This is a genomic window from Kitasatospora phosalacinea (assembly GCF_000717185.1).
Lineage (GTDB): Bacteria > Actinomycetota > Actinomycetes > Streptomycetales > Streptomycetaceae > Kitasatospora > Kitasatospora phosalacinea_A.
Map to the genome: position 1 here is coordinate 149,839 of NZ_JNYE01000006.1, position 12,870 is coordinate 162,708.

The window sequence follows — 12,870 nt, forward strand, 5'->3', positions numbered from 1 at the left end:
CGTGCTGCTTCGGGCCGTACGAACAGAACCCGAAGCACCGGCACGCCACGTCAGTGAACCCGCAGCAGCCCCGAGCCCGCCGTTCCCCGGGCCCCTGATTGCACGGTCCGTCCGCCCAGAATGGAGCACCGCATGCGCCACGCCCACACCGTCGAGCAGGTCCGTTCCGCCGAAGCCGCGCTGATGGCCGGGCTGCCGGAGGGCGCGCTGATGCAGCGGGCCGCCGCCGGGCTGGCCGCGGTCTGCGCCGGGCTGCTGCCCCGGGTGTACGGGAGCCGGGTGCTGGTGCTGGCCGGGTCGGGGGACAACGGCGGGGACGCCCTCTTCGCGGCCGCGCGCCTGTCGCGTCGCGGGGCCCGGGTCGAGGCGCTGCTGCTGGACCCGGCGAGGGCGCACGCCGGGGGCCTGGCCGCCCTGCTCGCCGCCGGGGGCCGCCCCACCGCGGACCGGGACGCCTTCACCCGGGCCGACCTGGTGCTGGACGGCATCGTCGGGATCGGCGGCCGCGGCCCGCTGCGCCCGGCCGCCGCCCCGTTCGCCGAACTGCCGCGCCGCGGCCGCCTGGTCGCCGTGGACGTCCCGTCCGGCGTCGACCCGGACACCGGCGAGGTCGCCGGGCCCGCGCTGCGCGCCGACGCCACGGTCTGCTTCGGCACCCACAAGCCCGGCCTGCTGATCGACCCCGGCGCGCAGTACGCGGGCGTCGTCCACCTGGTCGGCCTCGGGCTCGACCTGCCGCCCGCCCCCGTCGAGGCGCTCCAGCACGCCGACGTGGCCGCCCTGCTGCCGGTGCCCGGCGCGGAGAGCGACAAGTACCGGCGCGGGGTGGTCGGCGTCGCCGCCGGGTCGGCCCGCTACCCGGGCGCGGCGGTGCTGGCCGTCGCGGGGGCGCTGCACGGTGGGGCCGGGGCGGTGCGCTACACCGGGCACGCGGCGGCGGAGGTGGTCCGCCGCCACCCCGAGACGCTGGTCACCGAGGACGGCCCGGCCCGGGCCGGGAGGGTCCAGGCGTGGGTGGTCGGCCCGGGCGGCGGCGCGGACGCCGAACGGACGCTGCGCGAGGCGCTGGACACCGGGATGCCCGTCCTGGTCGACGCCGACGCCCTCACCGAACTCGCCCGCCTCGGCCCGTCCGCGCTCTCCGGCCGCCCCGCCCCCGTCCTGCTCACCCCGCACGCGGGCGAGGCCGCCCGCCTGCTCGCCGGGCTCGGCGAGGACACCGACGCCGCGGCCGTCGCCGGACGGCGGCTGCGCACCGCCCGGCGGCTCGCCGCGGGGTACGGCGCGACCGTGCTGCTCAAGGGCTCCACCACGGTCGTCGCCGACCCGGACGGCCGGGCCCGGGTCAACTCCACCGGCACCGGCTGGCTCGGCACCGCGGGCAGCGGCGACGTCCTCTCCGGCCTGGCCGGCTCCCTGCTCGCCACCGGCCTCTCCCCGCTGGACGCCGCCTCCGCCGCCGCCCACCTGCACGGCCTCGCGGGCCGCCTCGCCGCCGCCCCGGGCGCCCCCGTCACCGCCCTCGACCTCGCCGCCGCCCTCCACCGCGCCTGGGCGTCCCTCGTGGCGTAGCGGAAGGGGCGCGTACCCAGGCGCCCTGACGTGGTCCTCGCCGTTCCCGCCCGCCGCCGGAACCGGAGGGCGCGCCACCGCGTGGAAGCACCCGGAGCGGCTGTCTGGGCGGGGCGGGCGGGTGAGGAGGGCCCGGTCGGCCGTGCCCCTGATGGGGGGACCGGCCGCTGTCTGGGAGACTGATACGCGATGACGACTGCGAACACCACCGGGACGCCCGCCCTGGCCCAGGGGGCACGGGCCGAGGCGACCGTCGACCTGGCCGCGCTGCGCGACAACCTGGCCGCGCTGCGGGCCCGCACCAACGGGCCCGAGCTGATGGCCGTGGTCAAGGCGGACGCCTACGGCCACGGTGCGCTGCGCTGCGCCCGGGAGGCCGTCGCGGCCGGGGTCGGCTGGCTCGGGACGGCGACCCCGGAGGAGGCACTCGCGCTGCGGGCCGCCGGGATCGGCCCGGAGCAGGCCCGGATCCTGTGCTGGCTGTGGACGCCGGGCGGGCCGTGGGCCCGGGCGCTGCGCGAGTCGGTGGACATCTCGGTCAGCGGCCAGTGGGCGCTGGACGAGCTGCTCGCCGCCGTCCGCGAGACCGGCGTCCCGGCCCGGGTGCACCTGAAGGCCGACACCGGCCTGGGCCGCAACGGCTGCCAGCCGCACGACTGGCCGGACCTGGTGGAGAACGCCGTCAAGGCGCAGGCCGACGGCATGCTGCGGGTGGTCGGCGTCTGGTCGCACTTCGCGGCCGCCGACGAGCCCGGCCACCCCTCGATCCAGGCCCAGCTGGACTCCTTCGCGCAGGCCCTGGCGTTCGCCGAGCGCTCCGGCGTCGACCCCGAGGTGCGCCACCTGGCGAACTCCCCGGCGACGCTGCTGCTGCCGCAGTCGCACTACGACCTGGTCCGGCCCGGCCTGGCGATGTACGGCCTGTCGCCCGTCCCGGACGTCGGCGGACCCGCCGACTTCGGGCTGCGCCCGGTGATGTCGCTGGCGGCCCGGCTGGCGCTGGTCAAGCGCGTCCCCGGCGGCCACGGCATCTCGTACGGGCACCACTACACGACGCCGGGCCCGACCACGCTGGGCCTGGTCCCGCTCGGCTACGCGGACGGCGTGCCGCGGCACGCCAGCAACACCGGCCCGGTGCAGATCGGTTCGACCTGGTACCGGGTGGCCGGGCGGGTCGCGATGGACCAGTTCGTCGTCGACCTCGGCGGGGACGTGCCGGAGGTCGGCGAGGAGGTGCTGCTGTTCGGCGCGGGCGAGCGGGGCGAGCCCACCGCCGAGGACTGGGCGCGGGCCTGCGGCACCATCGCGTACGAGGTCATCACCCGGATCGGGGGCCGGGTCCCGCGACGCTACGTCGGCGGGCTGCGGGGGTGACGGATGGCTGAGGAGTCCTCCTCCGGCGGGGTGTCCCGGGCCGGGCTGATCGGCATCTCGCTGGGCGTGCTGGCGGCCGGGGCCGCCGCCGGGGTGGCGATCGAGCGGCTGACGGTCGGCCGGGCGATGCGCAGGCGGGCCCGGGCGGAACTGGACGCGGCCGCCGCCTTCGGGACGCTGCGCGGCACCGCCGTGACGGTGCCCGCCGCGGACGGCACCGGCCTGTACGCCGAGGTCGACGAGGCGCAGGGGGCGCCCGGGCCCACCGTGGTGTTCTGCCACGGCTACTGCCTGAACCAGGACAGCTGGCACTTCCAGCGGGCCGCGCTGCGCGGCGTCCTGCGCACCGTGTTCTGGGACCAGCGCAGCCACGGCCGCTCCGAGCGCTCCCGCTCGCACCTGGCCGGCGAGCCCGCCTCGATCGACCAGCTCGGCGCCGACCTGGAGGCGGTGCTGGACGCGGTCGTCCCCGAGGGGCCGGTGGTGCTGGTCGGGCACTCGATGGGCGGGATGACGGTGATGGCGCTCGCCGACCGGCGCCCCGAGCTGTTCGCCCCCGGCGGCCGGGTGGCCGGCGTCGCGCTGCTCGGCACCCTGGCGGGCGACTGGGACGCGGTGCCGCTGGGCCTGCCCGCGGTCGGCGCCAAGGTGGTCAAGCGGGTCGCGCCCGGGGTGGTGCGGGCGCTGGGCCGCCAGGTCGAACTGGTCGAGGCCACCCGCCGCTGGGGCTCCGACCTGGCCGCGGTGTTCTACCGGCGGTTCTCCTTCGGCAGCAGGGACGTCGACCCGTCGGTCGCCCGGTTCGCCGACCAGCTGCTGGACGCCACCCCCATCGACGTGGTCGCCGAGTTCTACCCGACGTTCTCCGCGCACGACAAGCGCGCCGCGCTGGCCGCCATGGCCGACCTGCCCGTCCTCGTCCTGGCCGGGACGAAGGACCTGCTGACCCCGCCCGAGTACTCCGAGGCGATCGCCGCCGAGCTGCCCGGCGCCCGGCTGGTGCTGGTCGAGGGCGCCGGGCACCTGGTGATGCTGGAGCGCCCCGGCACCGTCGACCGCGAGCTCGCCGCGCTGCTGGAGCGCGCCGCCGGGCACGCCGGGACGGGCCCGCTGCCGGACGCGGTGCGGGAGCTGGCGCAGGAGCAGCCGGAGGGCTGAGCCGGGCGCCCCGCGCGGTGTGGCACCTTAGGGGAGGCCGCAACGATCGAAGAAGGACGCCATGGGTTCGCAGACCACTCTGACCGTCGAAACCGCGGAGCGGATGACCGGCCTCGGCCGGCGCCTGGCCGCCCTGCTGCGCCCCGGCGACCTGGTGCTGCTGTCGGGGGAGCTGGGCGCGGGCAAGACCACGCTGACCCGCGGCCTGGGCGAGGGCCTGGGCGTGCGCGGCGCGGTCACCTCGCCGACCTTCGTGATCGCCCGGGTGCACCCCTCGCTGACCGGCGGCCCCGCCCTGGTGCACGTGGACGCGTACCGGCTGGGCGGCGGGCTGGAGGAGATGGAGGACCTCGACCTGGACGTGTCGCTGCCCGAGTCGGTGGTCGTCGTCGAGTGGGGCGAGGGCAAGGTCGAGGAGCTCTCCGAGGACCGGCTGGAGGTCCGGATCGAGCGGACCCTCGGCGGCGAGGCGGTGGAGGCGCCGGACGGGGAGTCGGACGGGCGGCGGGTCACCTTCACCGGGCTGGGCGGTCGCTGGGACGGTGCGGACCTCACCGGATTGGGTGAGAACTGACCCGGGTTTCCGACACCGTGTCGGGAAACGGTTGCGGCGCACCGCGCGGGCGTGATGGGATGGCCGCAGCAGGTTAGGTATGCCTAACTAGGGAGGCGCCCGATGCCGAGCACACCCCCCACCGACACCGAGGACCGCCCGGAGCGGGCCCGGGCCCAAGCCCCGGCTCCGGCTCCGGCCGCCGCGCCGGAACGCGCTGCTGCCGCCGCGCCCGTGCCGATGCGCGCCCTGCTGGCGTCCTGCCGGGCCGCCGAGGCCGTCTCCACCCCGCCGGAGCGCACCGCCGCGTAGCCGCCCGGGGCGGGGGCGTCGGGGGCCGCGGGGGCGTGGGGGCTCAGGCGACCACGACCACCCGGGTGCCGTTCGGCGCGAAGTCCCAGAGCAGCTGGCCGTCCGCCCGGGTGGCCCGGACGCCGCCGGTCTTCGTCCTCGGGTCCAGCGACGGGGCCGGGGCCCTCTCGTCCACCAGCGCGCTGAAGCCGAAGACCGTGCCCGACTGCTGGGCGAACCGCACCACGTGCTCGATCTGCCGCCCGTCCGTGCCGGTGCCCGCCGCGGTCCGGCTGGCGACGCTGTACGTGCCCGCGGCCGGGAGGGTGTTGCCCGGCACCACCTTGAACGAGGCCACCACCGGGTTCGGCTTCTTCGGGTCGACCAGCCACACCTGCTGCTGCTCCAGCGAGTACACCACCCGCAGGCCCGAGCCGGACTCGGCGGGCAGCGGCGGCGCGGTCGGCCGACCGCTCTCCGGCGCGGAGGCCGAGGGGGCGGCGCTCGACGCGGACGGCACGGCCGCGACCGCGCGCGAGGCCGCGCCGTTCGCCTGGAAGGCCAGCAGCCCCACCACCGCCAGGGCGCCCAGGGTCAGCCCGCCGACCACCGCACCAGGACCCAGCTTCGCCACGTCAGCTCCTCAACGCTCCGCGCCGCACCGTATCGACCTCAGCGAAGCCCATCGTGCCAGGTGCGGTCCGCCGTTCCGGCCTCTTGGCGGTCGTGTGTTCCCGGCCGGGGCTCCGCACCGGGCGCGGTGCGGGCCGCCGCGCCGGACCCTCTAACCTTGAACCCGTGCTCCTCCTCGCCTTCGACACCGCCACCCCCGCCGTCACCGCCGCCGTCCACGACGGCGAACGGGTGCTCGCCGAGTCCTACGAGGTCGACGCCCGGCGGCACGGCGAACTGCTGCTGCCCACCGTCGCGGCCGTGCTGCGCACCGCGGGCGTGGACAAGCGCGACCTCACCGACATCGCGGTCGGCGTCGGCCCCGGCCCGTACACCGGCCTGCGGGTCGGCCTGGTCACCGCCGCCGCCCTCGGCGACGCGCTCGGCCTGCCCGTGCACGGCGTCTGCACCCTCGACGCGATCGCCCACCAGGCCCGCACCGAGGGCCTGGACGGGCCGTTCGCCGTCGCGACGGACGCCCGCCGCAAGGAGGTCTACTGGGCCTCCTACGCCGCCGACGGCGCCCGGCTGAGCGGCCCCGCGGTGGACCGCCCGGCCGAGATCGAGCCCGGGGAGCGGACGGTCGGCGCGGGCGCCCTGCTGTACGCGCTGCCCGCGGCGAGCGGCCCCGAGCACGTCTCGGCGGGCGCCCTGGCCGACTTCGCCGTCCGCGAGCTGGCCGCGGGCCGCGCCCTGCTGCCGAACGCGCCGCTGTACCTGCGGCGGCCGGACGCGCAGGTGCCCGCGGGTTACAAGGCGGTGCTCCCGGCATGACCGCAGGTGCGCACCGCGCCGCCGCCGGAAGGACCGGTCCGCGGCGTGGCTAGGTACGCGTTGCGTCCCATGCGGTGGTGGGACGTCGAGCCGGTCATGGTGCTGGAGCACCAGCTGTTCCCCGAGGACGCCTGGTCGCGGGGGATGTACTGGTCGGAGCTGGCGGAGGCGCACCCGGGCGGCAGCCGGCACTACGTGGTGGCCGTCGACGGCGGCGGGGCGGTCGTCGGGTACGCCGGGCTGATGACGGTCGGGGCGGACGCCGACGTGCAGACCATCGCGGTGGCCCCGGGGCACCAGGGGGCGGGGCTCGGGGCGGTGCTGCTGGCGGAGCTGACGGGGGAGTCGGTCCGGCGCGGCTGCGCGGAGACGCTGCTGGAGGTGCGGGTCGACAACCTGCGCGCGCAGCGGCTGTACGAGCGGTTCGGGTTCGAGCCGGTCGGGATCCGGCGGGGCTACTACCAGCCCGCCAACGTGGACGCACTGGTGATGCGTCTGGACCACCAGGCAAGTGACGCAAGTGACGCAAGCGATCTGAAGGATCATCACAATGGCTGACGAACCCCTCGTCCTCGGCATCGAGACCTCCTGCGACGAGACCGGCGTCGGCATCGTCCGCGGCACCACGCTGCTGGCCGACGCGGTCGCCTCCAGCGTCAACGACCACGCCCGCTTCGGCGGCGTCGTGCCGGAGATCGCCAGCCGGGCGCACCTGGAGGCGATGGTCCCGACCATCCGGCGGGCGCTGGACACCGCCGGGGTGAGGGCGAGCGACCTGGACGGCATCGCCGTCACCGCGGGCCCGGGCCTGGCGGGCGCGCTGCTGGTGGGCGTGAGCGCGGCCAAGGCGTACGCGTGGGCGCTGGACAAGCCGCTGTACGGGGTGAACCACCTGGCCTCGCACATCTGCGTGGACCAGCTGGAGCACGGGCGGCTGCCGGAGCCGACGATGGCGCTGCTGGTGTCGGGCGGGCACTCCTCGCTGCTGCTGAGCAGCGACATCACCTCCGACGTGCGGCCGCTGGGCGCGACCATCGACGACGCGGCGGGCGAGGCGTTCGACAAGGTGGCGCGGGTGCTCGGCCTGGGCTTCCCGGGCGGGCCGGTGGTGGACCGGATGGCCCGGGAGGGCGACGGGAAGGCGATCGCGTTCCCGCGCGGCCTGAACAACGCGGGGGACCCGGCGTACGACTTCTCGTTCTCCGGGCTGAAGACGGCCGTGGCGCGCTGGGTGGAGGCCAGGCGGCGGGCCGGGGAGCCGGTGCCGGTGGCGGACGTCGCGGCGTCCTTCCAGGAGGCGGTCACCGACGTGCTGACCCGCAAGGCGGTGCGGGCGTGCAAGGACAACGGCGTCGACCACCTGATGATCGGCGGCGGCGTGGCGGCCAACTCGCGGCTGCGCGAGATGGCGCAGCAGCGCTGCGACAAGGCGGGCATCGTGCTGCGGGTGCCGCGGCCGGGCCTGTGCACCGACAACGGCGCGATGGTGGCGGCGCTCGGCGCCGAGATGGTGTGGCGCGACCGCGCCCCGTCCTCCTTCGACCTGTCGGCGGACTCCTCGCTGCCGGTCACCGAGACCCACGTCCCGGGCGCGGAGCACGGGAGCGTCCACGCGCACGCGCACGAGGCGCTGAAGTGACCCTGGCGGCGATGTGGGAGGCCCGGGCGGTGGACGGCCGGGGCGGTGAACTGCACGCCTGGGCGCGGCAGTTCGCACTGCCCGCGGTGCGCGGGGCGGCCGGTCTGGAGCGGGTGGAGCTGTTCACCGCGCCGGGCGAGCGGGTGCTGCTGATCGCGCTGTGGGCGGGCGAGCCGGTGCCGGTGCCGGAGCCGCCCGCCGGGCTGCTGGCCCGTCCGGTGCACCGCTGGACCTTCACCCGCACGGACGCGGGGTAGCAACCGAGCACCCCAACCCGATCGTCCTATTATCGACACGCGTGTCGAGGACGAGCGGGGGACATCGGTGAGGCAGCGGGGACGGGTCGGGTACGGGGCGGGTGCTCTGGCGGTGCTGCTGGCGGCGAGCGGGTGCAGCAGCGGCCCGGAGCCCGCCGACCCCCGGGCCGTCCCGGTCAGGCCGGTCGCCGCCGCCTCCCCGGCCGCCTCCGCCTCCGCCGTCGGCCCGTCCCCGTCGTCCGCCCAGGACGCGGTGCCCGAGGCCGCCTGGGCCAAGTGGGGCGCCAAGCCGCTGCCGAAGGCGCCCGCGCCGCCCGCCGACCGGCCGATCAAGCTCACCGGGACCGGCCCCGTACCGGTGTTCAGCGAAGTCCCGACCACCGACAAGGTCGTGTTCATCACCATCGACGACGGGGCCGAGAAGGACCCGCAGTTCGTCGAGATGCTCACCGAGCTGAAGGTGCCGATCACGATGTTCCTGACCGAGGACATCGTCAAGAACGACTACGCCTACTTCAAGCCGCTGCAGGCGCTGGGCAACAGCATCCAGAACCACAGCGTCAGCCACCCGGTGATGAGCAAGCTCCCGCCCGCCCAGCAGAAGTCGCAGATCTGCGACGACCAGGCGGCCCTCACCGAGCAGTACGGCACCGCCCCGTACCTGTTCCGCCCGCCCTACGGCGACGGCGCCCACAGCGCCGCCCTGAACACCGCCGTCCAGGAGTGCGGGCCGCGCGCCGTCGTGCTGTGGCGGGAGTCCATGCAGATCCACGACATGCAGTACCAGGCCGCCGACAAGAAGCTCAGGAACGGCGACATCATCCTCGCCCACTTCCGCGGCCCGTCCGAGCTCAAGGGCGAGACCATGACCCGGATGTTCGCCGAACTGCTCTCCCGGATCCAGGAGCAGGGCTTCGCCGTCGCCCGCCTCGACGACTACGTCGCCGCGCCCACCGGCTGACCCAGCATCATCACCGGGCCGGCCGCGGTGCGGGCCACGATCACCGTCACCGCGTTCGGCCCGGCCGGCTTCACCTGCCGCCGCAACTCCTCCGGCACCACCGACGCCCCGCGCTTCTTGACCACCAGGGTGCCGATCCGGCGCTCCTTCACCAGCGCCTTCAACCGCTTGACCTGGAACGGCAGCACGTCGGTCAGCTCGTACGCCTGCGCGTACGGGGTCGGCCGCAGCTCGTCCGAGGTGACGTACGCGATCATCGGGTCGATCAGCCGGCCGCCCACCGCCGCCACCACCTCCGCCACCATCCGGCCCCGGATCACCGCGCCGTCCGGCTCGTACAGGTAGCGCCCGACCGGCCCCACCGGCGGGGCGGGCAGCGCGCCGCCGGACAGCGAGTGCGGGCCCGGCAGCAGCGTCGCCCGGTACGGCTCGGCGGCGGCCGTGCCGAACCACAGCACCGCCTCCTTCACCTCACCCCGGTCCGACACCCACTCCGCCTCGGCACCCTCCGGCACCAGCTCGTGCGGGATGCCCGGCGCCACCTTCAACGCCCCGAACGGGGCGCTGCGGGCCGCCTCCACCGCCCAGGACAGCGGCGGCGAGTACGCCTCGGGGTCGAACACCCGGCCGCGCGAGGTGCGCCGCGCCGGGTCGGTGAACACCGCGTCGAAGCCCGCGGTGTCCACGTCCGCGACGTCCGCGCGGCGCACCTCCACCAGCTCCGCCACGCCCAGCGCCGCCGCGTTCGCCCGCGCCACCTCGCAGGTCAGCTCGTCCCGGTCCACCGCCAGCACCGCGATCCCGGCCCGGGCCAGCGCGACCGCGTCCCCGCCGATGCCGCAGCACAGGTCGGCCAGCCGCCGCACCCCCAGCGCCGCGAACCGGCCCGCCCGCCACTCGGCCACCGAACGGCGGGTCGCCTGCTCCACCCCGTGCTGGGTGAAGTACATCGCGGCGGCGTCCGCCCCGAACTTCGCCTCCGCCCGCTGCCGCAGCCGGGCCTGCTCGAACGCCGCCCGCACCAGCTCCGCCGGGTACTCCCGCCGCAGCCGGGTCGCCAGCGCCAGCTCCTGCGCCGCCGTGAACCCCCGCAACTCGGCCAGCAGCGCCTGCCCCTGCTCGGTCAGCAGCGCCCGGAACGATTCGATCTCCACCGCACCATTGTCCCGGCTCGGGACGGGTGCCCGGCCGCGCGGGGTGCCCGGAGCACCCGTCGCGCTCGGGGCGCCGTCACGGGCCGAGACCCGGCCCGCGGGGGTGTCGGGCCGAAAACCCGACACGACGTCGTTGGCACTCTGGTTGACTGAGTGCTAACGGCGTCCTAAGGTCGTCTCTGGCACTCCCCCCAGGGAGAGTGCTAACGCGATGAAGCGCGTCCGACCCCCGCGACGGCGGCCGCGAACACTCGCCACCTACCTGTAAGACAACCCCGTAATCTCCGAAGGGGAGCTCGGACGTGACCACCAGCAGCAAGGTTGCCATCAAGCCGCTCGAGGACCGCATCGTGGTCCAGCCGCTCGACGCCGAGACCACCACCGCCTCCGGCCTGGTGATCCCGGACACGGCCAAGGAGAAGCCCCAGGAGGGCGTCGTCCTGGCCGTCGGCCCGGGTCGCTTCGAGGACGGCCAGCGTCTGCCGCTCGACGTCGCCGTCGGTGACATCGTCCTGTACTCGAAGTACGGCGGCACCGAGGTGAAGTACCAGGGCGAGGAGTACCTCGTCCTCTCGGCCCGCGACGTCCTCGCGATCATCGAGAAGTAAGACGTCCGCGCAGTAAGACGTCCCAGCCCGCCCCGGATCCGTGTCGCACCGACAGGGGCCCGGGGCGCGGTTGTTGCTCCACGCACGCAGACCTACCCCTGAGGAAACGGGACCATGGCGAAGACCCTGCAGTTCGACGAGGACGCCCGCCGCTCGCTGGAGCGCGGTGTCAACAAGCTGGCCGACACCGTCAAGGTGACCATCGGCCCCAAGGGCCGCAACGTCGTCATCGACAAGAAGTTCGGCGCCCCGACCATCACCAACGACGGTGTGACCATCGCCCGCGAGGTCGAGCTCGACGACCCGTACGAGAACCTCGGCGCGCAGCTGGTCAAGGAGGTCGCCACCAAGACCAACGACGTCGCGGGCGACGGCACCACCACCGCCACCGTGCTCGCCCAGGCCCTGGTCAACGAGGGCCTGCGCAACGTCGCCGCGGGCGCCGGCCCGGCCGCCCTGAAGAAGGGCATCGACAAGGCCGTCGCCGCCGTCTCCGAGCACCTGCTCTCGGTGGCCCGCGAGGTCGAGGGCAAGGACGACATCGCCGCCGTCGCCTCCCTCTCCGCCCAGGACACCCAGGTCGGCGAGCTGATCGCCGAGGCGATCGACAAGGTCGGCAAGGACGGTGTGATCACCGTCGAGGAGTCCAACACCTTCGGCGTCGAGCTCGAGTTCACCGAGGGCATGCAGTTCGACAAGGGCTACCTGTCGCCGTACTTCGTCACCGACGCGGAGCGCCAGGAAGCCATCCTGGAGGACCCGTACGTCCTGATCAACCAGGGCAAGATCTCCTCCATCCAGGAGCTCCTGCCGCTGCTGGAGAAGGTCCTGCAGGCCGGCGGCTCCCGCCCGCTGCTGATCATCGCCGAGGACGTCGACGGCGAGGCCCTCTCCACCCTGGTGGTCAACAAGATCCGCGGCACCTTCAACGCGGTCGCGGTCAAGGCCCCCGGCTTCGGTGACCGCCGCAAGGCCATCCTCGGCGACATCGCCACCCTCACCGGCGGCCAGGTCGTCTCCGAGGAGGTCGGCCTCAAGCTCGACCAGGTCGGCCTGGACGTGCTCGGCACCGCCCGCCGCATCACCGTCACCAAGGACGAGACCATCGTCGTCGACGGCGCCGGCGACTCCTCCGAGGTCGCGGGCCGGGTCGCCCAGATCAAGGCCGAGATCGCCAACACCGACTCCGACTGGGACCGCGAGAAGCTCCAGGAGCGCCTCGCCAAGCTGGCCGGCGGCGTCTGCGTGATCAAGGTCGGCGCGGCCACCGAGGTCGAGCTCAAGGAGCGCAAGCACCGCCTGGAGGACGCCATCTCGGCGACCCGCGCCGCGGTCGAGGAGGGCATCGTCGCCGGCGGCGGCGCCTCGCTCGTCCACGCCGCGAAGGTCCTGGCGGACGGCCTCGGCCTGTCCGGCGACGAGGCCACCGGTGTCGCCGTCGTCCGCAAGGCGCTCGCCGAGCCGCTGCGCTGGATCGCCCAGAACGCCGGCCTGGAGGGCTACGTCATCACCTCCAAGGTCGCCGACCTGGAGCCCGGCCAGGGCTACAACGCCGCCACCGGCGAGTACGGCGACCTGGTCAAGGCCGGCGTCATCGACCCGGTCAAGGTCACCCGCTCCGCCCTGGAGAACGCCGCCTCCATCGCCTCCCTGCTGCTCACCACCGAGACCCTCGTGGTGGAGAAGAAGGAAGAGGAGGAGGGCGCGGGCCACGGCCACTCGCACGGCGGCCACGGCCACAGCCACTGAAGCGCTAGCCGCTAGACGAGTAGTTCCGAAGTGGGTCAGTGGTCGTAGGCGATGAGTGATCGGGTGACGGGTTGGCCGGTGGTGCGGTTGTGCCAGATCGCGCAGGTC

At 75.1% G+C, this 12,870-nt stretch carries 14 protein-coding genes; 12 read left to right on the forward strand and 2 right to left on the reverse strand.

The features are described from left to right. Positions 1 to 132 precede the first annotated feature (132 nt). From OO57_RS04580 to OO57_RS04600, 5 genes are all read left to right on the forward strand, one after another. Entirely contained in the window at positions 133 to 1,572 is a 1,440-nt protein-coding gene (locus OO57_RS04580; RefSeq protein ID WP_033250926.1) for an NAD(P)H-hydrate dehydratase, read from the forward strand. A gap of 189 nt (positions 1,573 to 1,761) precedes the next feature. Beyond that, complete coding sequence (alr, locus tag OO57_RS04585) at positions 1,762 to 2,946, forward strand: alanine racemase (RefSeq protein ID WP_051776553.1); 1,185 nt, start codon at positions 1,762 to 1,764, stop codon at positions 2,944 to 2,946. A 3-nt stretch (positions 2,947 to 2,949) separates the two neighbouring features. After that, positions 2,950 to 4,104, forward strand: a complete 1,155-nt coding sequence (locus tag OO57_RS04590; protein ID WP_033250927.1) for an alpha/beta fold hydrolase — start codon at positions 2,950 to 2,952, stop codon at positions 4,102 to 4,104. Between the two features lie 61 nt (positions 4,105 to 4,165). Next, positions 4,166 to 4,678, forward strand: a complete 513-nt coding sequence (tsaE, locus tag OO57_RS04595) for a tRNA (adenosine(37)-N6)-threonylcarbamoyltransferase complex ATPase subunit type 1 TsaE (RefSeq protein ID WP_033250928.1) — start codon at positions 4,166 to 4,168, stop codon at positions 4,676 to 4,678. Positions 4,679 to 4,780: 102 nt separating this feature from the next. Beyond that, positions 4,781 to 4,969, forward strand: a complete 189-nt coding sequence (locus OO57_RS04600; protein ID WP_033250929.1) for a hypothetical protein — start codon at positions 4,781 to 4,783, stop codon at positions 4,967 to 4,969. Between the two features lie 43 nt (positions 4,970 to 5,012). Here OO57_RS04600 and OO57_RS04605 read toward each other — a convergent pair whose 3' ends face one another. Then, positions 5,013 to 5,582 (reverse strand): L,D-transpeptidase, encoded by a 570-nt coding sequence (locus OO57_RS04605; RefSeq protein ID WP_033250930.1) that lies wholly within the window; start codon positions 5,580 to 5,582, stop codon positions 5,013 to 5,015. Positions 5,583 to 5,746: 164 nt separating this feature from the next. Here OO57_RS04605 and tsaB point away from each other — a divergent pair, with 164 nt between their 5' ends. From tsaB to OO57_RS04630, 5 genes are all read left to right on the forward strand, one after another. Beyond that, complete coding sequence (gene tsaB, locus OO57_RS04610) at positions 5,747 to 6,394, forward strand: tRNA (adenosine(37)-N6)-threonylcarbamoyltransferase complex dimerization subunit type 1 TsaB (protein ID WP_033250931.1); 648 nt, start codon at positions 5,747 to 5,749, stop codon at positions 6,392 to 6,394. A 69-nt stretch (positions 6,395 to 6,463) separates the two neighbouring features. Then, positions 6,464 to 6,952: a ribosomal protein S18-alanine N-acetyltransferase gene (rimI, locus tag OO57_RS04615; protein ID WP_051776569.1), complete on the forward strand. Its 489-nt coding sequence runs from the start codon at positions 6,464 to 6,466 to the stop codon at positions 6,950 to 6,952. Continuing rightward, positions 6,945 to 8,033, forward strand: a complete 1,089-nt coding sequence (gene tsaD / locus OO57_RS04620) for a tRNA (adenosine(37)-N6)-threonylcarbamoyltransferase complex transferase subunit TsaD (protein ID WP_033250933.1) — start codon at positions 6,945 to 6,947, stop codon at positions 8,031 to 8,033. Before rimI ends, tsaD begins: the two co-directional genes overlap by 8 nt. Next, entirely contained in the window at positions 8,030 to 8,290 is a 261-nt protein-coding gene (locus OO57_RS04625; RefSeq protein WP_033250934.1) for a hypothetical protein, read from the forward strand. Before tsaD ends, OO57_RS04625 begins: the two co-directional genes overlap by 4 nt. Positions 8,291 to 8,357: 67 nt before the next feature. Next, complete coding sequence (locus tag OO57_RS04630) at positions 8,358 to 9,251, forward strand: polysaccharide deacetylase family protein (protein WP_033250935.1); 894 nt, start codon at positions 8,358 to 8,360, stop codon at positions 9,249 to 9,251. Here the strand turns inward: OO57_RS04630 and OO57_RS04635 are convergent. Beyond that, positions 9,227 to 10,405, reverse strand: coding sequence for a class I SAM-dependent methyltransferase (locus tag OO57_RS04635; protein WP_033250936.1), 1,179 nt, complete (start codon positions 10,403 to 10,405; stop codon positions 9,227 to 9,229). The two genes, OO57_RS04630 and OO57_RS04635, sit on opposite strands and share 25 nt — an antisense overlap. Positions 10,406 to 10,707: 302 nt before the next feature. Between OO57_RS04635 and groES the strand changes: the two genes are divergently transcribed. Beyond that, positions 10,708 to 11,013 (forward strand): co-chaperone GroES, encoded by a 306-nt coding sequence (gene groES, locus OO57_RS04640; RefSeq protein WP_014136232.1) that lies wholly within the window; start codon positions 10,708 to 10,710, stop codon positions 11,011 to 11,013. Between the two features lie 114 nt (positions 11,014 to 11,127). Beyond that, positions 11,128 to 12,762 carry a chaperonin GroEL gene (gene groL, locus OO57_RS04645; RefSeq protein ID WP_033250937.1) on the forward strand — a complete coding sequence of 545 codons (1,635 nt, stop codon included), beginning with the start codon at positions 11,128 to 11,130 and terminating at the stop codon, positions 12,760 to 12,762. Positions 12,763 to 12,870 lie beyond the last annotated feature (108 nt).

Excerpts from the sequence above, each read along its gene's own strand:
- OO57_RS04580 (WP_033250926.1), top strand. The coding sequence starts at position 133 with ATGCGCCACGCCCACACCGTCGAGCAGGTCCGTTCCGCCGAAGCCGCG.
- alr (WP_051776553.1), top strand. The coding sequence starts at position 1,762 with ATGACGACTGCGAACACCACCGGGACGCCCGCCCTGGCCCAGGGGGCA.
- OO57_RS04590 (WP_033250927.1), top strand. The coding sequence starts at position 2,950 with ATGGCTGAGGAGTCCTCCTCCGGCGGGGTGTCCCGGGCCGGGCTGATC.
- tsaE (WP_033250928.1), top strand. The coding sequence starts at position 4,166 with ATGGGTTCGCAGACCACTCTGACCGTCGAAACCGCGGAGCGGATGACC.
- OO57_RS04600 (WP_033250929.1), top strand. The coding sequence starts at position 4,781 with ATGCCGAGCACACCCCCCACCGACACCGAGGACCGCCCGGAGCGGGCC.
- rimI (WP_051776569.1), top strand. The coding sequence starts at position 6,464 with ATGCGGTGGTGGGACGTCGAGCCGGTCATGGTGCTGGAGCACCAGCTG.
- tsaD (WP_033250933.1), top strand. The coding sequence starts at position 6,945 with ATGGCTGACGAACCCCTCGTCCTCGGCATCGAGACCTCCTGCGACGAG.
- groL (WP_033250937.1), top strand. The coding sequence starts at position 11,128 with ATGGCGAAGACCCTGCAGTTCGACGAGGACGCCCGCCGCTCGCTGGAG.